Source organism: Rhizobium sp. LjRoot98, from assembly GCF_964252935.1.
Taxonomy (GTDB): domain Bacteria; phylum Pseudomonadota; class Alphaproteobacteria; order Rhizobiales; family Rhizobiaceae; genus Pararhizobium.
Genome location: NZ_CAXUPW020000002.1, coordinates 507622 through 528513, shown reverse-complemented (window position 1 = coordinate 528513; position 20892 = coordinate 507622). Strand labels below are relative to the sequence as shown.

Below are 20892 nucleotides of genomic sequence, written 5' to 3'. Positions count from 1 at the left end.
GAGATATGGAAGCCACAGGAGAAAGCCATGACCCGCCAAATGAAAACCGTCGCCGAACATTTCCCGATCGCCGGCAGCTTTACGATTTCGCGCGGCAGCAAGACCACCGCCTCCGTGGTCACCTGCCAAATTTCGGACGGTGCCTTCTCCGGCATGGGCGAATGTGTCCCCTATGGGCGCTATGGCGAGACCATCGACAGCGTGCTCGCTGAGATCGAGACGATCCGGCCGCAGATCGAGGCTGGCATTGACCGCGAAAAACTGCGGCAAACCATGAAGGCCGGTGCGGCGCGCAACGCCGTTGATTGTGCGCTCTGGGATCTGGATGCGAAAAAATCCGGTAGCCGCGCCTTTGCGCTGGCCGGACTTGCCGAACCGGCGCCGCTCACCACCGCCTACACGATTTCGCTGGGCGAACCGGAGGCGATGGCCGCGCATACAGCACAATATGCCCATCGGGCGCTGCTGAAAATCAAGGTCGGAACGCCCGACGACGCTTCGCGCATCCGTGCGGTGCGGGCAGCCGCCCCGAACAGCGCCATCATTCTGGATGCCAATGAAGGCTGGAGCGAAGCCAATCTGACTTATCACTTTGATGTCTGCGCCGAATCGGGTGTCGCCCTGATCGAACAGCCCTTGCCCGGCGGGCAGGACGCCCTGCTCGCCTCGGTCCATCGCCCGGTTCCCGTCTGCGCCGATGAAAGCGTCCACAAGACCGAAGACCTGCCAAATCTTGCGGGCCTCTACGATGCGGTCAACATCAAGCTCGACAAGACCGGCGGTCTGACCGAAGCCCTGAGCATGCGCGACGCGGCCCGGACGCTCAACCTCAAGATCATGGTCGGCTGCATGGTCGGCACTTCGCTCGGCATGGCACCGGCGGTGCTTCTGGCGCAAGGTGCCGATTTCGTCGATCTAGACGGCCCGCTGCTTTTGGCCCGAGACCGCGAGCCCGGCCTGCGCTACGCCGATTCGCTGGTCTTTCCGCCTCTGCCCGCCCTCTGGGGCTGAAGATGCCACGCAGCAAAGGCGGAACAGCAGCCAATGAAGGCAACGACGGACATCGAATAGAAGCCGTGAACACCGAACCAGGTGTAGAAATAGCCGGATGTGAAGGTGAAGATCGCCGAGAACACGCCAGTGTAGAAGAAATACAGCCCCTGCGCCGAGGATTCCTGCTCTTCCGGAACCCGCTGCACCAGAATGTTCTGCATGCCCGTATGCATGATGGCATAGGTGAAGGCGTGGAAACACTGCAGGGCGAAATAGCCGCCGAAGCCGAGATCCATCGGAAAGATGATCCAGCGCACGACCGCAAGGACGCAGCCCGAAAAGATCATCGTCCACAGGCTGAAGCGCCGGATGATCATCTTGGCGCAGAAGAACATCGCGACTTCAGCAGCGACACCGGCGCTCCAGAGAAGACCGATCTCGGTGCCGGTAAACCCGATATGCTGCCAGTAGATCGCCGAGAAGGCGAACAGCATCGCGTGGCTGCCGTTGACCAGCGTCACACCGATCAAAAGCAGTTGCAGATCGAGTTTGCGCAGGGCCTTCGGCGGCGCTTCTGTCAGCGTCGTCAGCGTCGAGGGCCGGCGCGGCTTGCCGACGCGCGGCGCGATGAAGGTCAGAGCAATCATCAGCAGGAAGCCGCCAGCCATCGCCGGCAGCACCATCGAGCCACCATAGAGGCCGATCATCACCCCGCCCAGCATCGTCGCCCCGATAAAGGCGACAGAGCCCCAGACACGCATGGTGGCATAATCATAGCCCCACCGCCGCACACCAGTTAGCGCGATGGCCTCGACGATTGGCACGTAGGGCGCATAGACGCCGCCCTGGATGGCATAGATGATCAGCACGAACCAGAAACTGTGGGAGACGAACAGCGCCAGCGCCGTCAGCAAGGACAGCACCGCCGACCAGATCAGCACTTCCGCCCGCTCGCCGATCCTGTCCGCCAGCAACCCGACCAGCGGTGCCGTGATGACGCGCACGAACATCGGCACGGCAAGGATGATGCCGATTTCGAAATCGCTCAGTGACAGAGTGCTCAGCCAGACCGGAAAATACGGCATGGCAAACCCGTTAACGACGAGCGGCGCGCAGAAGAGCAAGGCGATACGCGGCACGAAATAGCGCGGCGCTTCCTCGCGAAAGGGAGGCAGAGATGACGGAATCATGGAAGGACCTGACAGTTGCGTCCATGATTTATCACGGCAGCCAAGAGCAGCGCCAGCCGCTAGTTTTCCCTACACTCTTCAACCCCTGCGGTATTATGCCGCCTGTTGCGAAAGAGCCCGCGCCATCAACATTTCCACTTCGGCCGTGTCTTCGCGCACCGCAGGTACGTTGCTCAGTTCCCGCCAGGTAATCAGTTCCATCGTGCCATCGTGATGCTCGGCAATTGCCGTGCAGCTTTCCACCCAATCGCCGGTATTGATGTAGCGTATGCCGCCGATGTCTTCCATCACAGCGTGATGGATATGACCGCAGATGACCCCATCGGCATTTTCCCGGCGAGCTTCGTCAGCTACCACCCGCTGGAATTCGCCGATGAAGTTCACCGCATGCTTGACCTGCAGCTTCGCCCAGGCAGAAAACGACCAATAAGGCATTCCAAGACGGCGGCGGATGGCGGCCAGTCCGATATTGATGACGATCGCGGTATCGTAGGCCCAGTCGCCGAGATAGGCGAGCAGGCGCGCGTTGCGCACCACGACATCGAATTCGTCACCATGCAGCACCAGGTATTTGCGGCCGTCGGCTGCCTCGTGCATATGGCGCTGGGCCACCTCGATACCGCCGAAATGGACGCCCGGAAAGTCACGCATGAACTCGTCATGGTTGCCGGGGATGTAGATGATGCGGCTGCCCTTGCGCGCCTTGCGCAACAGCTTTTGGACCACGTCGTTGCAGGCTTGCGGCCAGTACCAGCTGCGCTTCAACCGCCATCCATCGATGATATCGCCGACGAGGATGATCGTCTCCGCTTCGCTCACCCGCAGGAAATCGAGGAGATAATCGGTCTTTGCGGCCTTTGATCCCAGATGAACGTCAGAAATGAACAGGGTCCTGAAACGCCGGGGTTCTTGCTCTTTCTCGGTCATGCTGCCTCGCAACGGTCTATCGCGCCTCTCTTATGTGCTTTCAAGAACAGACTCTTGTTTCAGGAGAATGACAGCCTGTGGAACCACCCGGCACGCTGGATAAACACCTGTTCCTGAAAACCGGAGGTATACGGCCGTTTCCAAACTGTACGGAGCCATCGTTTCATGCAAAAAGAGCCGCGACGAATAAGTAGGGATTTACGAATATGAGCACCGGCGACAAAGCCAAGACCCCAGCGGTTCCAGCAAGCGGCGACCTTGATGAACAGGCGCTGTTCTTCCACCGCTATCCACGCCCCGGCAAGCTCGAGATCCAGCCGACCAAGCCACTCGGCAACCAGCGCGACCTGGCGCTCGCTTATTCTCCGGGTGTTGCCGCCCCCTGCCTTGCCATCCGTGACGATTCATCGACCGCCGCCGACTATACCGCGCGCGCCAATCTGGTCGCGGTTGTCTCAAATGGCACGGCAGTTCTCGGTCTTGGCAATATCGGCCCACTCGCCTCTAAGCCGGTGATGGAAGGCAAGGCCGTCCTGTTCAAGAAATTCGCCGGCATCGACGTCTTCGACATCGAGATCGATGCGCCCGAAATCGACCAGATGGTCAATGTCATCTCGGCTCTGGAACCGACCTTCGGCGGCATCAATCTTGAAGACATCAAGGCGCCCGAATGTTTCGAGGTTGAACGCCGGTTGCGCGAGAAGATGGATATCCCGGTCTTCCATGACGATCAGCATGGAACCGCGATCATCGTTGCCGCCGCCATCCTCAACGGCCTGGAACTGGCCGGCAAGGACATTGCCAATGCCAAGATCGTCACGTCAGGCGCCGGCGCTGCGGCGCTCGCCTGCCTCAATCTGCTGGTGACGCTTGGTGCAAAGCGTGAAAATATCTGGGTGCACGACCTCGAAGGCCTCGTTTATCTCGGCCGCGAAGTGCTGATGGATGAGTGGAAGTCCGTTTATGCGCAGGACAGCGCCAACCGGATCCTCGCCGACAGCATTGCCGGTGCCGACGTCTTCCTGGGGCTTTCAGCCGCAGGCGTCCTGAAGCCTGAACTGCTGGTCCAGATGGCGGAAAAGCCGCTGATCATGGCGCTCGCCAACCCCAATCCCGAGATCATGCCGGAAGTGGCGCGCGCCGCCCGTCCCGACGCGATGATCTGCACCGGCCGGTCGGATTTCCCCAACCAGGTCAACAACGTCCTGTGTTTCCCCTACATCTTCCGCGGAGCGCTTGATTGCGGCGCCCGCACGATCAATGAGGACATGAAGATGGCGGCGGTGCGCGCCATCGCAGCGCTTGCCCGTGAAGAGCCGTCTGACGTCGCAGCTCGCGCCTATTCCGGCGAAACGCCGGTCTTCGGCCCGGACTACCTGATCCCCTCGCCGTTCGACCAGCGGCTGATCCTGCGCATCGCACCGGCTGTTGCCAAGGCAGCTGCCGATAGCGGCGTCGCCAACCGGCCGATCACCGATTTCGATGCCTATTTCGACCAGCTGAACCGCTTCGTCTTCCGCTCCGGCTTCATCATGAAGCCGATCTTTGCCGCCGCAAAGAATGCCCAGAAAAACCGGGTGATCTTTTCCGAAGGCGAGGACGAGCGCGTCCTGCGGGCCGCCCAGGTACTGCTGGAGGACGGCACAGCCCGCCCGATCCTGATCGGCCGTCCGAATATCATCGAGACGCGCCTGAAGCGCTACGGCCTGCGCATCCGGCCGGACGTCGATTTTGAAGTGGTCAATCCGGAAGGCGATCCGCGGTTCCGCGATTATGTCGACGACTATTTTGCGCTTGTCGGCCGTCTCGGCGTCATTCCGGAAGCAGCCCGGACAATCGTTCGTACCAACCAGACCGTGATCGGCGCGCTTGCCGTCCGGCGCGGCGAAGCCGATGCGCTGATCTGCGGCGTCGAAGGCCGCTACAGCGCCCATCTTCGGGCTGTCTCCCAGATCATCGGCAAGCGCGAGGGTGTGCTGGATTTCTCGGCCCTCAGCCTGCTGATCTCGCAGCGCGGTGCCACCTTCCTCACCGACACCTACGTGACCTTCGATCCGACGGCAGAGGAAATCGCCCAGAAGACGGTGATGGCCGCCCAGGAAATTCGCCGCTTCGGCATTACCCCGCGCGCAGCGTTGGTTTCGCATTCGAATTTCGGCTCGCGGGATTCGGAAAGCGCCTTCAAGATGCGCAAGGCCATGCAGATCGTCCGCGAACTCGCGCCCGATCTCGAAGCTGACGGTGAAATGCACGGCGATTCCGCCATTTCGGAAGCTTTGCGCCGCCGCGTCATGCCCAACAGCACACTGGCGGGTGAAGCCAACCTGCTGGTCTTCCCGAACCTCGATGCCGCCAACATCACGCTGGGCGTCGTCAAGACGATGACCGACAGCCTGCATGTCGGACCGATTTTGCTCGGAACGGCCCTGCCTGCACATATCCTGTCACCATCGGTAACGTCGCGCGGCGTCGTCAACATGGCCGCACTGGCGGTTGTGGAAGCCTCATACCCCGCCTAGTAGAAGTATAGATTGAGCCGGCTCACAGCCGGCTCAATCCAAATATAAAAGTGATTTTAATTACAGCTTATAGTTTATATTTGTAAAAACACACGGATAACCAAAGATTGCACTAGACAAAGACTTAAACCGTTATCATGCTGCCCTCATCAAATAACAGGGTTTTGCAGCATGGCTGACCAACAGGCATTCTTTGACCTGCTGGACATTATGGAAAACGAGGAAATCGTTGAACCAAAACGGTTTTTCGACCTGATGCGCAGCACTTTCAGTATCGCAAATCTGCTTTATCTCGACGTCGACATCCTGACCGCGGGTTTTGTTATCCACAGGCTGCACCACACTTTCAGCGCGCGCAGTCTCACAACCTATGTTGATAAGCGATATCAGCGCATCGATCCAATCCTGCGCATGACTTTGGGTGGCGTCAGGCCGGTGGATTGGGCGACGGCCCGTAAGCTTCATCCCGATAGCGAGCCGCTTTTTTCCGCAGCGAAACAACTCGGCCTTGGTCTCGACGGCATCACCCTGCCTCTCGCGACCCCCACCCGGCGGCTGGCTTTCCTGGCAATCCAGGCTGATGTTCCGTCCGACGAATGGCCTGCCTACCGGCGTTGCCATCTGCGTGATTTCCAATTGCTCGCCAATCTTTTCCACGCGTCTCTGCTGGAAAGCGACAGCAGAATAGAGCTTACGGAACACTGCGCCAAGACACTGACCCATCGGGAAACAGAAGTGCTCAGTTGGGCGGCCGCGGGCAAAAGCTATTGGGAGATCGGCACGATCCTGGGCATTTCGGAACGCACCGTCCGCTTCTTCATGACCAATGCCCGGCGCAAGCTGAACGTCGTTTCCAATACCCAGGCGGTCGCGCAAGCCGTCCGGCGTGATCTCATCCCGGCCTTTTGATCATTTCCCGCTCCCTTTCTCTCCCGTGAATGCAATGGACTCGGACGTCCTTCCGGACGTCCGAGTCCATTGCATATCGGCGTGCATTAGAAACCTGTCACTACCGACAGTTATGCCCGCCGCCGATACCTGACAGCATTTGCTCTCCGCATTCATACACAGGAGCAAACGATGATCAGGATTTTCAACCGCAACACCGGCAAGCAACATCCGGACGATATCGACGCCATGTTCCAGTTGCGAAAGCGTGTCTTTCACGACTTGCTGAAATGGGATGTGTCGGTCCGCGGCAACTGGGAAATCGACAATTACGACGACGTCAATCCGCTCTATGTGCTGTCCTACTCGGATGAAACAGGCAAATTGCGCGGTTCGCTGCGCCTCCTGCCGACGCTTGGGCCGAACATGCTGGATGATACGTTTCCGATCCTGCTTGGCGACAACCCACAGGTGCGTAGCGCGTCCGTCTGGGAATCAAGCCGCTTCTGCATCGATCCGGCCATCTCGCAGGATCGCGGTTCCAACCAGGTAACCATCGCCGCCGCCGAACTGATGTGTGGCGTCGGCGAGCTTGGGCTGTCGTCCGGCCTCAGCCATATCGTCACCGTCACCGACGTTTTCCTGGAGCGGATGTTCCGGCGGATGGGATGCCCCGGTGAACGGATTGGCGAGCCACAGCGGATCGGCTCCGTCTATGCTGTCGCCGTTGCCTGGGAAGTCACAGCCGGCCTTCTGGACAGGATGAAGGCGGTCGCCGAAATCGCCGGTTCCGTGCTGGAGCGGCCGATGTCGCTTGAAATGGCCAGGGCTGCTTAAACTATCCAGCCTGGCGGGAGTTCGGCCGATTGTGGCTCTCCCGCCTCGCCCGGCATGTTTCTCCCGCCGCCCGTTAACGCTGCTATGCGGAGTGCGTTGCAGCCCCGTCGAATGACGGTATGATAAGGGCAAAGTCAGAGTGCGCGGGATGTTCCTTCGCACCCGGCACGGTGCCGGTATGCTCAGGCGAGAGAAACACGTGATCTTCCGTTCCATATCCCTTGCGGCGCGAGCAGTTCCGCTTCTTCTGGTTATGACGGCCACGGCCGACGCCTCGGCGGTGTGCGAACGCCTGAATGCCCATCTTGCCGGCCTGCCGAAGATCGTCGCCTCCAATGCCAATCTACGCGACTATACAGGGGCGATATCCCGCCAGAATCTGGACCTGCGGCAGGCACGCAGTGATTTGAGGCGCATGGGATGCAGCACGGGCAGCGTCATCATTGTCGGCGGCCCGAATGAAGAGGTCTGCCAAAGCCTGAGCAGCGAAATATCACAGATGCAAATGGATCTGGAAACCCTGAAAGCCCGTCGGCAAAGCCTGCTCGACGGCAACGATAGCGATATTGCCCGGCGGCGCATTAACGCCGCACTTGCCGCCAATCGCTGCAACGAGGAGGAGAGTGACGTCCTCAGCGCCGCGGTCGAAGAACCGGAAACCCACCGCAATATCCTCAATGACCTGCCGCCGATCAGCGAGGGGTATTCGGATCCGTACGGCAACGCCGGCTTCGCCACGCCGGAAGACGGATTTGGCCCGAGCGCAGAATATCCCGGCAGCTTGCGCACCATGTGCGTAAGAACCTGCGATGGGGCATTCTTCCCAATCTCGTCGAACTCATCGCCGGCCGATTTCCAGCGCGATGCCGAAACCTGCCAACGGCGCTGCCCCGGGACAGAAACGGCGCTCTATTATCATGCGATGGCGACAGAAGAGACAAACCAGATGGTCTCCGCCGCCACCGGCGAACCCTATGCCGACCTGCCCTCGGCTTTCGCCTACAAGACCCGCGACCTCAGCCAGCCCGGCCAATGCGGCTGCTCTCCAGCCGGACGCACCGCGACACAACAGAGCACACCCGACAACGGCAAGGGCGTTCTTGAGATTCGCACCCGCAAGAAGGCGGACCCGATCGAAGTGAAAAGCGCCGTCGCGGACAGGCCATACAATCCGCAGGACAACAAGGTCCGCGTCGTCGGCCCAAGCTATCTGCCGTCGCAGGAAACCTCGATCGACCTGAGGCATCCGGCAGGCCCCGGATACCAGCCGCAGCAGACCAATTGATCAATCATCCGGCCTGATGCCCCACGCATCCGCGAACACCAGATCTTCAAGCGGCAAACGCTGGCGCCAGCCTTTGACGGCCAGTTCCGGTTCGGCATAGAGCGTATCGACATAACCAAGGCACAGCCAGGCGATGATCTCGATATGATCGGGAATACCAAGCACATCCTTGATTTCGCGCTCGTGAAAAATGCTGACCCAGCCGACGCCGACACCTTCGGCCCGCGCCGCAAGCCACAGGTTCTGCACCGCACAGACGGTGGAAAACGCATCCATGCGCGGATTGTGCGTCCGGCCGAGGACGACCTTGCCCGCACGCGCCGGATCACAGGTGACACAGATGCTGACGGGCGCCTTGCGGATGCCCTCCAGCTTCAGCGACCGGTATTTGTCCCGCGTCTCGCCCTCAAACATCAGCGCTGCCTCTTCATTGGCCCGCTGAAAAGCCTCAAAGACACGCGCCCGCCTCTCCTCGTCGCGAACGACGATGAAATTCCACGGCTGCATGAAGCCGACGGAGGGTGCGCTGTGGGCGGCGGCAAGAAGCCGCGCTATGACATCATCCGGCAAAGGTGCGGGCAGGAATTGATCGCGCACGTCGCGGCGGGTTTCGATGGCGCGGTAGACGGCGGCGCGCTCGTCCGGTGAAAATGCGTCCGCCCTCACAAGGCGGTCTTGCGGTTCAGCTTGCATCGTTTGATCCCCAACAATGCGAAACCTCCCGCCGTCCGCGCGGGGCTGGTCTATCTCGTCAGGCCGGTCTTCTGACTGCGGATCAACCGATTTTGCCGCCTTCCCGGATCACATGAAAATCCAGTGGCAGAATTCTGAAAGAATTCAGAAATTCATCAATGCAAAATCGTCCCCGTCACAGCGTTGGGCACGTCCCGGACTTTCACCGGGTTCCCGATTCTCCCGTTTTCACGGGCACCTGAGCAGGACCGATATGGGCATGGCGGGCCGCCAAATGCAAGATGGCCCGCCTGATCTCCTTACATCGCAGCGACCGGATGCGGCGAACCGTCATAGGCGCCCCAGATCGACTGATCGAAGCAGATCACCGAACCGGTCATCAAGCCGGACTCCCTCGACGACAGATAGGCGCAGGCACGCGCCACTTCGGCCGGATCGACCAGACGGCCGAAAGGCTGGCTTGCCGCTGCCTTTTCCAGCCAGTCGCTGGCGGCGCCATGAAATTCGCGCTGGATGCGATCCTCGCCTTCCGAGGCCATCCAGCCGATGTTCAGGCCGTTGACCCGGATCCGGTTGCGCAGCAAAGCATAGGCGGTGTTCTTCGTCAGGGTTTCCAATGCCCCCTTGGAAGCACAATAGGCCGCAATGAACGGCTGGCCGGCCTTGGCCGACATCGAGCCGATATTGACGATGGTCCCCTCGATCTTTTCCCGGCGCATGACGTTGATCGCTTCCTGCATCAGGAAGAACGGCGCACGCACATTGACGGCGAACATCCGGTCGAACAGTTCCGGGCTGGTGTCGAGGATCGTACCACGATCGGTAATCGCAGCCGCATTGACCAGCGCATCGACACGGCCAAACGCCTTGTCGCAGGCGTCTACCACCTTGCGCGCATCCTCCACCTGTTCCAGATCGGCCTGTACGTAGACGACCTTGGTGCCGGTCGCCTTGCCGATCTCGGCGGCCTTGGCTTCGCCCTTGGCGGCATTGCGGCCGCAGATAACGATGCCTGCGGCGCCGCGCGCGGCAAACAGCGTTGCGATCGTGGCGCCTAGCCCTTGCGTGCCACCGGTGACGATCGCGATCTTGCCGTCGAGACGGCCATAGTCATTGCTCATTGTTTTTCCTCCATTTTCGATATCGCTGATGCCAAAAAACTCCCGCCCGGCATTCGGGCAGGAGTTCAAATTGCAAGGAATATTTCCGTTAGCTGAGCTTCTTCTCCGACTGAGCCGCAAGCGCCGCTGCAAATGCGGCTTCCTCCCAGCCACCCGAAAGCGCTTCGTGCATCAACTGCGCCTGCGTTTTCGGCGCAAGCCCGCCGACTGGCGGATCCCGGTCGAGATTGGTCGGGAAAGAATATCCTTCGGCGCAGGACGCAATCGCACAAGCGGCTTCCGCAGAAGTCAAACGGCCATCGGTAAGCATTGCCTTCAAGGCTGGATAGAGAACGGCACTCATGCGCTCCCGGTTGACCGTTTCCATCGCGCGTCCAAACGCCGAGGACACTTGGAGGAGGTTTGCCACCCGCTTGATACCCTCGGAACGATTGGTGCCCGCAGCATGGAAAAGGGCCGGATTGAAGAAGACCAGGTCGCCCTTCGACAGCGGCAACTGCACATGGTGGCGATCGAAATAATCGCGAAACTCCTGACGTTTCAGCGCCAGATAGCCCGGAACATAGGTTTGGCTATAAGGAAGGAACAAGGTCGGTCCGCTTTCCAGCGGCATGTCGCAATGAGCAACCGCCCCCTGCAGCGTCAGGACCGGCGACAGGCGATGGACATGTGCCGGAAACTGCTCGATGACGGATGAGGTCTGAAAACCAAGATGGTAATCCCGGTGCGCCGATTGCGCTGCCCCGCCCGGATTGACCCGGTTGACCTGCGCCGTCATCTGATAGCTCGGTCCGAGCCAGGCTTCGCTGACCAGCGCGATCAGGGCATTGCCATAGTAGGCGGCGAAATTACGCGGATCACGCAGGCAGTGCTTTTCAAGCGAATTCCAGATGCGGTCATTGGCGCCCGGCTTGGCAAAATGGTCGCCGCCACCGCTATTGGTCCGGTGCTGTTCATTGATGATATCGTCGAAAATGCCGCTCGCCGCATCGATGACAGCCGTATCCTCGAATGCCCGCTTCAGCACGACGACGCCCGGCCCGGTCGCAAAGGCTTCGCAGATTTCAGCCAGCACCGCCCGGCGTCCTTCGCCGGTCTGAGCCGCCTTCAGCACATTTGCGCTGTCATAAATCAGAACATTCTTCTCGACGGCCGCCGCATGCGGATAGTCGGCAAGCGATGTCGTGCACTCCACCTCAGCGCGAAAATCCTCAAGATCGCAGGCAGCTTCCGTCAGCCAGACCCGGTCAGCTCGCTGTTTTAGAATATTGTCGGTCTTCATCCCGTTTTCCTCCCGCCGGATGTCTGTCGATGACCGCACTATACGCGGAGGGAAAAGCTTTGATATAGAGCAGAAACACCTCAAAAAACCATCAGAACGGACCCACGATGGCCCACGAATTTCTGGTCAAGGACATCGCTTTTCAGGCAGGCCTCAGCATCGCCACCGTCGACCGCGTTCTCAACAATCGCCCCGGCGTACGCAAACAGACGGAACTGCGTGTCCACGCCGCCATCCGCGAACTGGAAAAACAGCAGGCCGGAATCGAAATACAGGGCCGCAAATTTGCCATCGACATCATCATGGAAGCGCCAGACCGCTTCACCGATACCGTGCGCGATGCCTTCGAAAGCGAGAGCCTGACATTTCTGCCGACAATCTTCCGCTCCCGTTTCCATTTCGCCGAATCGATGCGGCCGCAGGAGATCGTCCAACTGCTTGACCGGGTGCGCCTGCGTGGCACCGATGGCGTCGTCCTGAAGGCGCCGGATGTCCCCGAGATCAGTTCCGCCGTCACGCGCCTCGAACAATCCGGCATTCCCGTTGTGACGCTGGTCACCGACCTGCCCAATGCACCCCGCACGGCCTATGCCGGAGCGGACAACAGGGCAGCCGGCGAAACCGCCGCCTACCTGATCGGCGAACGCTTTGCCGGTCAGCCGGCAACGGTACTGGCGACCCTGTCGAGTAGCCGTTTCCGTGGGGAAGAAGAGCGGGAAATCGGCTTTCGACGCATATTGCGTAACCGCTATCCATCAATTGGTATCGTCGAAATCAGCGAGGGTCTTGGCCGCGATGATCCAACCGGGGCTTTAGCTGCGGCCGCCCTTTCAAACAATCCGGGCATCAACGCCGTCTATTCAATCGGCGGCGGCAATCGCGCCGTGGTGGCTGCCTTTGCCGCGGCCGAGCGAACGTGTGCGATATTCGTGGCACACGATCTCGATGCCGGGAATCTCGATCTTCTCCGGATGGGTAAAATCCATTTCGTCCTGCATCACGATCTGAAGGCCGATGTGCGCACCGTGTTTAGGGCGATCATGAGCCGCCGCGGTGCCTTGGCCGCACCGGGTATCGCGCGCCTCTCCGCGGTGGAAGTCATCACGCCCTACAACATCCCGCTATCGCTTCGATGAGCTACGCCGCCTGGCCGGTGTTCGGGATACATCACCAAGTCAGCCAGGATACGGTTTCACGCGCCATTTCCCTACGCTCGACCGGAAATCACCCCTGAAAGGCCGCCGACGACGCACAACAACTGTCTTTCAGTCGGACGCTTCGTTCAACGAACTTGGTTGGCAATCCGATCATTGCCCGTGGCCGGCTGGTAGCGCACGAAGGCGAATTCCCGGCCATCCGGCGACCAGTTGGGAACGTTGATGGTGCCCTGCCCACCAAACAGCGCAAACAGGGTTCGGGCATTGCCGCCATCCGGGTCCATCAGCCGCAACCGCACATCGAGATCGCGCGGATGATCGAAGACATCCCCGTCATAGGAGATGACCAGCAGGTGCTTGCCGTCGGGAGACGGATGCGGAAACCAGTCGCCATACTCGCTGTCGGTAATACGGGTCACATCCGAACCATCCGGGCGGACACGCCAGATCTGCATCCGGCCTGTACGGCTGGAATTGAAATAGATCCATTCGCCGTCCGGGCTGTAGTCCGGGCCATCGTTACGCCCCTCGCCGAAGGTCAGCCGCGTTTCCTCGCCGCCGTTCACGGGGATGGTGTAGATATCGAAGACCTGACCGCGGATGCCGCAATAGGCCAGCGTCCTTCCGTCCGGCGACCAGCCATGCCAGTAGGACGGCCGGTTCTGCGTCACCTGCTTGGGCAGTCCGCCATCGGCCGGAAGCGTATAAATCGTTGATGCGCCATACTCGGTCTTGTCGCTGATGACGATGGTCCTGCCATCAGGCGAGATGCCATGGTCGTTGTTGCACGTGCGAGCAAAGCCCGTATCGATCAAACGCGGCTCGCCGCCCGGCAATGGCAGGCGGTATAACAGGCCGTCGCCATTGATCACCAGCGACTGCCCGTCCGGCGACCAGTTCGGTGCCTCCACCAGCTGTTCCGTCTGCCAGACGATGCGGGTTTCGCCTGTGGCGACCGTGTAGATTTCGACCGAACTGCGCATGCCGTCGTCTCCAGTTGCAAGTCTACCGGTCGCGGAACCGGTTGGTGATTGGATAGCGACGGTCGCGGCCAAAGTTCTTCTTGGTAATCTTCACGCCCGGGGCCGATTGGCGACGCTTGTATTCGGCGATGTAGAGCAGGTGCTCGATCCGGTGCACCGTCGCCTCGTCATGACCGCGCGCGACGATCTCCTCGGTCCCCATTTCCTTCTCGACCAGGCATTCGAGGATATCGTCAAGCACCGGATAGGGGGGCAGCGAATCCTGGTCCGTCTGGTTCGGGCGAAGCTCGGCCGACGGTGCCTTGTCAATAATGTTCTTCGGGATTACTTCGCCTGACGGACCGAGCGCACCGGGCGGCACCGTCGTGTTGCGCCAGCGCGACAGCCCGTAGACCTGCATCTTGTAGAGGTCCTTGATCGGATTGAAGCCGCCGTTCATGTCGCCATAGAGCGTCGCATAACCAACCGACATTTCCGACTTGTTGCCGGTGGTCACCACCATCGAGCCGAACTTGTTGGACAGCGCCATCAGGATCGTGCCGCGCGTCCGGCTCTGCAGGTTTTCCTCGGTGATGCCGGATTCCGTCCCCTCGAACATGTCGGAAAGTGCGTTGAGGAACCCCTGGACCGGCTCCTCAATCGGCACGATGTCGTAGCGGCACCCGAGCGCTTTGGCGCAATCCTCGGCATCCTTGAACGAGTCCGACGATGTGTAGCGATATGGCAGCATCACGGTGCGCACGCGTTCTTCGCCGAGCGCATCGACCGCAAGTGCGGCACAAATCGCCGAATCGATACCGCCGGAAAGGCCAAGCACGACATTCTTGAAGCCGTTCTTGTTGACGTAATCGCGAAAGCCCAGCATGCAGGCGCGGTAGTCGGCTTCCTCCTGCTGTGGCAGGCGCGACATCATCCCCTGCTGACAAACCCAGCCCTCGCCGTTCTTGCGCCACTCAGAGATGGAAATGCTCTCTTCGAACTGGCTCATCTGGAAAGCCAGTTGCTTGTCGGCATTGAAGGCGAAGCTGGCGCCGTCGAACACCAGTTCGTCCTGGCCGCCGAGCTGGTTGGCAAACACCATCGGCAGACCGGTCTCGATCACCTGGCGCAGCACCACCTGGTGGCGCACATCGATCTTGCCGCGATAATAGGGAGAACCATTGGGCACCAGCAGGATTTCGGCGCCGCTTTCCGCCAGCGTCTCGCAAACGCCCATGTCATTCCAAATTTCCTCGCAGATCGGGATACCGAGCCGCACACCGCGGAAATTGACCGGTCCAGGCATCGCGCCCTCGGTGAAAACACGTTTTTCGTCGAACTCGCCGTAGTTCGGCAGATCGACCTTATCGCGAATGACCAGAACCTGACCGCCGTCCAGAACAGCAACCGAATTATGGCGTCCTGTTTCCCCTTGCCGCGGATAACCGACGATGACCCCCGGACCGCCATCCGCGGTATCGGCGGCAAGCGCATCGACAGCCTTTTGGCAGGCTTTCAGAAACGCCGGTTTCAGGACCAGATCCTCCGGCGGATAACCTGAAATGAACAATTCGGTCAGAAGAAGAAGGTCGGCGCCGCTGCGTGCCGCATCAGCGCGGGCTTCGCGTGCCTTGGCGAGGTTACCGGCAATGTCGCCAACGGTGGGATTGAGCTGGGCAACAGCGATACGGAACGTCGTGGAAATGGTCTTTTGCGCGGTCATGAACAGGCCTGTGCTTGATCTTGCTATCGCGGATGCGAGGCATCCAAGGATGCTGTTTATCGCATTCCGCACCAAAATACCCCGTACTTGCGATGAAGTTGGAAAAAAATACGCCCTGCCCGTCAGATGGCTTGCGCACTGCCACCCGCAACCCCGCCTTTCAGGTCATGTCAGATCGGCAACAGGCGCCGAAAAAGTCGGTGGAGAACACCACTTGAATTATTCATCCTCCGTTCAAGATGACGTCTGTATGACATTAGGACGACAGTTTTATGAAATCGGAGACGGCCTTGGCCATTTTTGAATCGGCAGCAATCGCTGCCACCGCTTCTAGGGCCTATGGCCCGCAAATCGGTTTCGGCGCACGCCATGCCAAGGCGCTTTCGGTTGCACGGCATCTCTCGCTGTCATTGCTTCTGTCGATCACATTGATTTTCTTCGTCGAATGGATTGCCCGCAATTCCGCAATGGAATCTGCACTGTTCTTCCTCGACCCGGCGCGCCCCGCATGGACGACCGCTGGCGTATTCTTCCTGCTTTTCCTTGCAATCGACGCCCTTTTCGCACGCGAAAATTTGGGTGTCATCCTGATCGCGCCAATGGCGCTCATCCCGGCGCTCGTCAGCCGGCAGAAGCAGATTTTCCTCTCCGATCCGCTTTACCCGACGGATTTTCTGTTCGGCCGCCAGATCATGGAGCTGATGCCGGTTCTGGTCCGCGACCGCCCGTGGACAGCCGTTGGCATCGTCGCCGGTATCGTTTTGGCGGTAGCCGCGCTGGTTTGGCTTGTCCGTTTCGCTTGGCGGCGCTTTCCGGCCCTCACCCGGCGCCAGCGCCTGGCGCGGTTCGCCGTCGCCCTGCCGTTGCTCGGCGCATTCTACCACCTGATGGACTACAACAATTTCTCCTGGGTGCGTGACCGCCTGCAGGTCATCCCGATCATGTGGGACCAGACCGAAAACTACCGTCACAACGGTTTCACCATGGCGTTTGCGCTCAACCTGCCAATGGCGAACGTCACGGCACCGGCGGGCTATATGTCCGATGCGATCGACAAGATTCCAACCAAGCCGATGCCGGCTGGTACATCCCATCGCAGCAAGCCTGACGTTATCGTTCTGATGAGCGAATCCTTCTGGGATCCGACCCGTCTGCCCAACGTCAAGCTGTCGCCCGATCCGATGCCGACGATCCGCGAAATGCAGTCCGGCAACGTCTTCTCGCCGGAGTTCGGCGGCATGACGGCCAATGTCGAATTCGAGGCACTGACCGGTTTCTCCAACGCCTTCCTGCCCTATGGCAGCATCCCGTATCAGCAGTATATCCGTAATCCCATTCCTTCACTTGCCACCTTCTTCCGTGGCGAGGGCTATGTGTCGCGCGCCGTCCATCCTTTCCAGAAGTGGTTCTGGAACCGCAGCGCCGTATACAAGGCATTCGGCTTCGACCAGTTCAAGTCGGAAGAAAACCTGCCGGTAATGCAGAAGCGTGGCATCTTCGCCTCGGACGAGTCGCTCACCAAGGAAATCATCCGCCAGGCTGACCAACTGCGTGATCCGTTCTTCTTTTTCACGGTTACCTTGCAGGGCCATGGCCCCTATGAAGCCAACCGCTATGCCAAGAACACCATCAAGGTCGAAGGCAACCTTCCCGCTGCCGACAAGCAGGTTCTTGAAACCTATGCACAGGGCATCAAGGAAGCGGATGACAGCCTGAAGATGCTGATGGACTGGGCCAAGGAACGCGACCGCGAAACGATCATCGTGCTGTTCGGTGACCATCTGCCGCCGCTCAACACCGTCTATCCGAACACCGGCTTCATGAACGACGTCACCGCTTCGCGCAAAGGCTCGCTCGAACAGATGAAGGCACAGCACGAAACGCCTCTGGTCGTCTGGTCCAACAAGACCGGCCCGGTCAAGGATATCGGCACGATCAGCCCGGCCTTCCTGTCCTACCAGATCCTCAAGCAGGGCGGCTTCGAGCATCCCTATTATACGGGCTTCCTCGGCAATATCTTCGACAAGTACCGTATCATCGACCGCTACATGCTCGTCGACACAAAGGGCAAGGAAACAGCCTCCTGGGGACGCCAGAAGACAATCCCGCCGCTCATTCGCGACTATCGTTTCCTGCAGCACGACATGATGTTCGGCCAGCGCTTCAGCACCGAACGGTTCTTCGAGAGCCACGCCGATCTCTTTGCCGGCGCCATGTAAAAAGAAGCGGGGATGCCGGGTTCCGGCATTTCCGCAAATCACCGGGGTAGGCTAGAACAGGGCAGCGTTTTCTGACGGAGCCTGCCCATGTCGCACCTTGACGAAATCTCCCACATCCTTTTCGGCAAATCGAGCAGTGAACTTGGCGCTATAGAGCGTCAGGTTCTCCACCGCGCCAAAGAACGCAAGATCGTGTCGCAGGACACCAACGCTGCCTTCGTTGCTGGACAGAGCTATGGTGACCGGATGGCAGACAGCATCGCCCGTGTCGGCGGCTCCTGGGGCTTTATCATCGCTTTCCTGATCTTCCTTGCCGCATGGGCCATCGCCAACACGGTGCTTTTGACGCGGGATGCGTTCGACCCCTACCCCTTCATCTTCCTCAACTTGCTGTTGTCGATGATCGCCGCCATCCAGGCGCCGATCATCATGATGTCGCAGAACCGGCAAGCCATGAAGGATCGCTTCGATGCCTCGAAGGACTATGAGGTCAATCTCAAATCCGAGCTGGAACTGATCTCGCTGCACAACAAGATCGACACGGTGCTATTGCGGGAAATCGCCGAACTGCGTGCCGATGTCGGCCGGTTGCAGGGACAGCTCGCGCAATACAAGGATGCGGGAAATCCGCAAGCCTGACTTCGCCTGTCCCATTCCGGTGCGGGAGTCCACTGCGCAAACACAACCAACCAGAAATGGCACAACTTAAAATCGATTATTCGCAGTAATTAGCGGTAAAAACGTAAAAGACGATTTATTAGCGTACGGAAAAATTAACAAATGAAGCACACGATATAGGTGTAACTGGATCGCCATATCGACCAGATACAAACCTGGAGGTGTGTTCCATGTCTCTCATATCGCAGATGCGTAGAGATATTGACGGGGCGGCCGCATTGGAATTTGCGATTGTAGCCCCCCTGTTCTTCCTGACGATTTTCACCATGATCGGCTACGGCATCTATCTGAGCGCGACGCATGCAGTTCAGCAGATCGCCGCTGACGCAGCGCGCACCGCTGTGGCGGGACTGTCCTCGACCGAACGAAAGAGCCTGGCCCAATCGTTCATCCAGTCATCGACGCTGGATTACGCCTTCATCAACAAGGCGAAGCTCACGGTGGACGTCGCCGATGACGTCAAGAACCTCAATCAATTCACCGTCACCATCGTCTACGATGCACGCGATTTGCCGATCTGGAATCTATTTTCCTTCGCGCTGCCCGACGAAGAAATCAAACGTTACGCAACCATCCGGCTGGGAGGTATCTGATATGGTCCGCGAAACGCTGAAACGCCGCAATATTCTGGCCAATACTTCAGGTAATATCGGCATCTCCACAGCCATTGTTCTGCCTCTTGTCGTATTGTCGCTTGGGCTTGGCATCGATTTCGGTTACCTCACGCTGCAGAAACGGGAAATGCAGGGCATCGCCGACCTGACCGCCATCGTCGCCGCATCCGATCTGCCGAATGTCGAGTCTGCTGCGCGCAATCACTTCAAGATCAATGGCCTTCCTCTCGCGCTTGCAACCAAGGGCGGCTTGATCAATCCGGATGGAAAGGTCATCCCGGAAGATAGTGTCGCCATGAAGAATGGCATCGTCACGATCGTCAAGGGACGCTATGTCCCCGATCCCGCACTAGCGACCGGTCAACGTTTCATCCCGAACGCCACGCCGGCGGATGCAGCCCAGGTCTCGATCGAGAAGGAAGGCGCGCTTCATCTCGCCGCCATATTCAGCGCACCGCCAACGATGAGTGCAGTGGGCACCGCTGCAAGCACCAAGCTCGCGTCCTTCTCCGTCGGTTCACGGCTCGCAAGCCTCAATGACGGCATCCTCAATCAGCTACTGGGCCAGATGCTGGGCACGACGATTTCCCTGAAAGTCATGGATTACCGGGCGCTGGTGGATGCGGATATCGACGTCCAGCCCTTCCTTAAGGGCGTGTCCACCCGCCTGAACCTGACGGCGGCGAGTTATGAAGACGTGCTGAAGGCAAACCTCACCATGCCACAGCTGCTTGCCTCCATGCAGGCCGTTCACGGGATTTCCGCCACGGCCAATTCGGCGCTGAAGGCGCTTGAAACGGCCACCAAACAAAACAAGAAGACCTTCACCTTGTCGCAGATCCTCAACATCGATCCCAAAAAAGGATTGAGTGTCGATGCCGGGTCCAACTGGGCGATGAAGATCAGCGCGCTCGATATCGTGTCAGCAGCTGCTGCCCTTGCCAACGGGACCAACCAGATATCGCTTGCCACCGTGGCCGGCCTGCCCGGCATTGCCTCGGCCAGCGTGAAGCTTGCTGTTGGTGAGCCGCCCGTCACCACGCCGGCCCATCGGTTGGGCAGTCCAGGTTCGGCGGTGCGCACCGCGCAGACCCGGCTTGCAATTGAGGTCAACATCGATGGGCTGTCCCTGCTTGCCGGTTTGCGGATCAAACTGCCGATCTATGTCGAGGTTGCCTACGCGGAAGCCAAGCTCGCCGACATTCGCTGCTATGGTGGTTCAAACACCAATGCCAGCGTCTCGGTCGATACCGTTCCGGGCGTCGCGGAGATTGCGATCGGTACCGTAAATCCCGCTATTCTGTCAGACTTCAGCGATGAGGCACGGGTTGAAAAAGCGAGGATCCTCGACTCGTTGCTGGTCAGGATCGATGGCATCGCCCATGTCGAAGCCAAGAACCTTCAGCCGCAAAGGCTAACGTTCAGCCCGTCCGAGGTCGCGGCCAACTCTATCAAGAGTGTTTCGACCAAAGACATTCTGACCTCGGCAACGCAGACACTGCTCAACAACCTCGATGTCGATATCCAGGTACTGTTTCTGACGCTCGGCAGCCCCAAGCTCGTTCAGGCAGCGCTCGCCCAGACGCTGGGAGCCGTTACACCGGCGATCGATAGCCTGATCTACAATCTTCTTCTGGTGGTCGGCGTCCGGGTCGGTGAAGCTGATGTCCGCGTCACCGGCGTCAACTGCTTGCAGCCAGTCCTCGTACAATAAACGTCACAATCACCCCTCTCATTCGTAGACCGGATGGCAATCTTGCCGTCCGGTTTTTTTTTCGAATAGATCAGTGGCACGAACCGTCCT

General features: G+C 59.4%; 17 protein-coding genes and 1 riboswitch. Of the genes, 10 read left to right on the top strand and 7 right to left on the bottom strand.

The genetic code is table 11. The features are described from left to right. Nucleotides 1–27: 27 nt before the first annotated feature. A complete protein-coding gene (gene dgcA, locus ACSQ3J_RS11100) occupies nucleotides 28–1011 on the top strand; it encodes an N-acetyl-D-Glu racemase DgcA (protein ID WP_436039094.1) in 984 nt (327 codons plus the stop codon). On the opposite strand, the gene ACSQ3J_RS11095 is transcribed toward dgcA, so the two are convergent. Both ACSQ3J_RS11095 and ACSQ3J_RS11090 read right to left on the bottom strand, forming a co-directional pair. Beyond that, nucleotides 963–2183 (bottom strand): MFS transporter, encoded by a 1221-nt coding sequence (locus ACSQ3J_RS11095; RefSeq protein ID WP_436039093.1) that lies wholly within the window; start codon nucleotides 2181–2183, stop codon nucleotides 963–965. The two genes, dgcA and ACSQ3J_RS11095, sit on opposite strands and share 49 nt — an antisense overlap. A gap of 93 nt (nucleotides 2184–2276) precedes the next feature. After that, the gene (locus ACSQ3J_RS11090; protein ID WP_060505577.1) at nucleotides 2277–3110 is read right to left on the bottom strand and encodes a UDP-2,3-diacylglucosamine diphosphatase; all 834 of its coding nucleotides are present in this window, start codon (nucleotides 3108–3110) and stop codon (nucleotides 2277–2279) included. 206 nt (nucleotides 3111–3316) lie between these two features. On the opposite strand from ACSQ3J_RS11090, the gene ACSQ3J_RS11085 reads away from it, so the two are divergent. The 4 genes from ACSQ3J_RS11085 to ACSQ3J_RS11070 all read left to right on the top strand — a co-directional run bounded on the left by ACSQ3J_RS11085 (nucleotide 3317) and on the right by ACSQ3J_RS11070 (nucleotide 8639). Next, the gene (locus ACSQ3J_RS11085; RefSeq protein ID WP_060505578.1) at nucleotides 3317–5629 is read left to right on the top strand and encodes an NADP-dependent malic enzyme; all 2313 of its coding nucleotides are present in this window, start codon (nucleotides 3317–3319) and stop codon (nucleotides 5627–5629) included. A gap of 171 nt (nucleotides 5630–5800) precedes the next feature. Continuing rightward, on the top strand, nucleotides 5801–6538 hold the full coding sequence (locus tag ACSQ3J_RS11080; protein WP_436039092.1) for a LuxR C-terminal-related transcriptional regulator: 738 nt from the start codon (nucleotides 5801–5803) through the stop codon (nucleotides 6536–6538). Between the two features lie 171 nt (nucleotides 6539–6709). Beyond that, nucleotides 6710–7354 carry an acyl-homoserine-lactone synthase gene (locus ACSQ3J_RS11075; protein WP_436039091.1) on the top strand — a complete coding sequence of 215 codons (645 nt, stop codon included), beginning with the start codon at nucleotides 6710–6712 and terminating at the stop codon, nucleotides 7352–7354. A gap of 253 nt (nucleotides 7355–7607) precedes the next feature. After that, nucleotides 7608–8639, top strand: a complete 1032-nt coding sequence (locus tag ACSQ3J_RS11070; RefSeq protein WP_436039245.1) for a DUF2865 domain-containing protein — start codon at nucleotides 7608–7610, stop codon at nucleotides 8637–8639. Here ACSQ3J_RS11070 and bluB read toward each other — a convergent pair whose 3' ends face one another. From bluB to ACSQ3J_RS11055, 3 genes are all read right to left on the bottom strand, one after another. Continuing rightward, a complete protein-coding gene (gene bluB / locus ACSQ3J_RS11065) occupies nucleotides 8640–9332 on the bottom strand; it encodes a 5,6-dimethylbenzimidazole synthase (RefSeq protein ID WP_060505581.1) in 693 nt (230 codons plus the stop codon). A 44-nt stretch (nucleotides 9333–9376) separates the two neighbouring features. Further along, nucleotides 9377–9589, bottom strand: a riboswitch (cobalamin riboswitch). Nucleotides 9590–9631: 42 nt separating this feature from the next. Next, nucleotides 9632–10453 carry an SDR family oxidoreductase gene (locus ACSQ3J_RS11060; RefSeq protein WP_436039090.1) on the bottom strand — a complete coding sequence of 274 codons (822 nt, stop codon included), beginning with the start codon at nucleotides 10451–10453 and terminating at the stop codon, nucleotides 9632–9634. An 88-nt stretch (nucleotides 10454–10541) separates the two neighbouring features. Further along, nucleotides 10542–11735 carry a phytanoyl-CoA dioxygenase family protein gene (locus ACSQ3J_RS11055; RefSeq protein ID WP_060505582.1) on the bottom strand — a complete coding sequence of 398 codons (1194 nt, stop codon included), beginning with the start codon at nucleotides 11733–11735 and terminating at the stop codon, nucleotides 10542–10544. A gap of 107 nt (nucleotides 11736–11842) precedes the next feature. On the opposite strand from ACSQ3J_RS11055, the gene ACSQ3J_RS11050 reads away from it, so the two are divergent. Continuing rightward, complete coding sequence (locus tag ACSQ3J_RS11050) at nucleotides 11843–12871, top strand: LacI family DNA-binding transcriptional regulator (RefSeq protein ID WP_060505583.1); 1029 nt, start codon at nucleotides 11843–11845, stop codon at nucleotides 12869–12871. 146 nt (nucleotides 12872–13017) lie between these two features. Here the strand turns inward: ACSQ3J_RS11050 and ACSQ3J_RS11045 are convergent, their stop codons facing one another. Both ACSQ3J_RS11045 and ACSQ3J_RS11040 read right to left on the bottom strand, forming a co-directional pair. Further along, a complete protein-coding gene (locus ACSQ3J_RS11045; RefSeq protein ID WP_060505584.1) occupies nucleotides 13018–13875 on the bottom strand; it encodes a TolB family protein in 858 nt (285 codons plus the stop codon). A 22-nt stretch (nucleotides 13876–13897) separates the two neighbouring features. Beyond that, nucleotides 13898–15577: an NAD+ synthase gene (locus tag ACSQ3J_RS11040; protein WP_436039089.1), complete on the bottom strand. Its 1680-nt coding sequence runs from the start codon at nucleotides 15575–15577 to the stop codon at nucleotides 13898–13900. 272 nt (nucleotides 15578–15849) lie between these two features. Here ACSQ3J_RS11040 and ACSQ3J_RS11035 point away from each other — a divergent pair, with 272 nt between their 5' ends. The 4 genes from ACSQ3J_RS11035 (at nucleotide 15850) to ACSQ3J_RS11020 (ending at nucleotide 20802) form a co-directional block, all read left to right on the top strand. Further along, nucleotides 15850–17796, top strand: coding sequence for an LTA synthase family protein (locus tag ACSQ3J_RS11035; protein ID WP_436039088.1), 1947 nt, complete (start codon nucleotides 15850–15852; stop codon nucleotides 17794–17796). An 87-nt stretch (nucleotides 17797–17883) separates the two neighbouring features. After that, nucleotides 17884–18435 carry a DUF1003 domain-containing protein gene (locus ACSQ3J_RS11030; protein ID WP_060505587.1) on the top strand — a complete coding sequence of 184 codons (552 nt, stop codon included), beginning with the start codon at nucleotides 17884–17886 and terminating at the stop codon, nucleotides 18433–18435. A gap of 209 nt (nucleotides 18436–18644) precedes the next feature. Beyond that, a complete protein-coding gene (locus ACSQ3J_RS11025; protein ID WP_060505588.1) occupies nucleotides 18645–19067 on the top strand; it encodes a TadE family protein in 423 nt (140 codons plus the stop codon). A gap of 1 nt (nucleotide 19068) precedes the next feature. Beyond that, entirely contained in the window at nucleotides 19069–20802 is a 1734-nt protein-coding gene (locus ACSQ3J_RS11020) for a pilus assembly protein TadG-related protein (protein WP_060505589.1), read from the top strand. The last annotated feature ends 90 nt before the right edge of the window (nucleotides 20803–20892 follow it).

What these genes read in the sequence shown, in the direction of transcription:
- ACSQ3J_RS11060 (WP_436039090.1), bottom strand. Translation starts at nt 10,453, where the DNA reads ATGAGCAATGACTATGGCCGTCTCGACGGCAAGATCGCGATCGTCACC.
- ACSQ3J_RS11085 (WP_060505578.1), top strand. Translation starts at nt 3,317, where the DNA reads ATGAGCACCGGCGACAAAGCCAAGACCCCAGCGGTTCCAGCAAGCGGC.
- bluB (WP_060505581.1), bottom strand. Translation starts at nt 9,332, where the DNA reads ATGCAAGCTGAACCGCAAGACCGCCTTGTGAGGGCGGACGCATTTTCA.
- ACSQ3J_RS11030 (WP_060505587.1), top strand. Translation starts at nt 17,884, where the DNA reads ATGTCGCACCTTGACGAAATCTCCCACATCCTTTTCGGCAAATCGAGC.
- ACSQ3J_RS11075 (WP_436039091.1), top strand. Translation starts at nt 6,710, where the DNA reads ATGATCAGGATTTTCAACCGCAACACCGGCAAGCAACATCCGGACGAT.
- ACSQ3J_RS11080 (WP_436039092.1), top strand. Translation starts at nt 5,801, where the DNA reads ATGGCTGACCAACAGGCATTCTTTGACCTGCTGGACATTATGGAAAAC.
- dgcA (WP_436039094.1), top strand. Translation starts at nt 28, where the DNA reads ATGACCCGCCAAATGAAAACCGTCGCCGAACATTTCCCGATCGCCGGC.
- ACSQ3J_RS11055 (WP_060505582.1), bottom strand. Translation starts at nt 11,735, where the DNA reads ATGAAGACCGACAATATTCTAAAACAGCGAGCTGACCGGGTCTGGCTG.
- ACSQ3J_RS11045 (WP_060505584.1), bottom strand. Translation starts at nt 13,875, where the DNA reads ATGCGCAGTTCGGTCGAAATCTACACGGTCGCCACAGGCGAAACCCGC.
- ACSQ3J_RS11050 (WP_060505583.1), top strand. Translation starts at nt 11,843, where the DNA reads ATGGCCCACGAATTTCTGGTCAAGGACATCGCTTTTCAGGCAGGCCTC.
- ACSQ3J_RS11040 (WP_436039089.1), bottom strand. Translation starts at nt 15,577, where the DNA reads ATGACCGCGCAAAAGACCATTTCCACGACGTTCCGTATCGCTGTTGCC.
- ACSQ3J_RS11070 (WP_436039245.1), top strand. Translation starts at nt 7,608, where the DNA reads ATGACGGCCACGGCCGACGCCTCGGCGGTGTGCGAACGCCTGAATGCC.
- ACSQ3J_RS11035 (WP_436039088.1), top strand. Translation starts at nt 15,850, where the DNA reads ATGAAATCGGAGACGGCCTTGGCCATTTTTGAATCGGCAGCAATCGCT.
- ACSQ3J_RS11025 (WP_060505588.1), top strand. Translation starts at nt 18,645, where the DNA reads ATGTCTCTCATATCGCAGATGCGTAGAGATATTGACGGGGCGGCCGCA.
- ACSQ3J_RS11095 (WP_436039093.1), bottom strand. Translation starts at nt 2,183, where the DNA reads ATGATTCCGTCATCTCTGCCTCCCTTTCGCGAGGAAGCGCCGCGCTAT.
- ACSQ3J_RS11020 (WP_060505589.1), top strand. Translation starts at nt 19,069, where the DNA reads ATGGTCCGCGAAACGCTGAAACGCCGCAATATTCTGGCCAATACTTCA.
- ACSQ3J_RS11090 (WP_060505577.1), bottom strand. Translation starts at nt 3,110, where the DNA reads ATGACCGAGAAAGAGCAAGAACCCCGGCGTTTCAGGACCCTGTTCATT.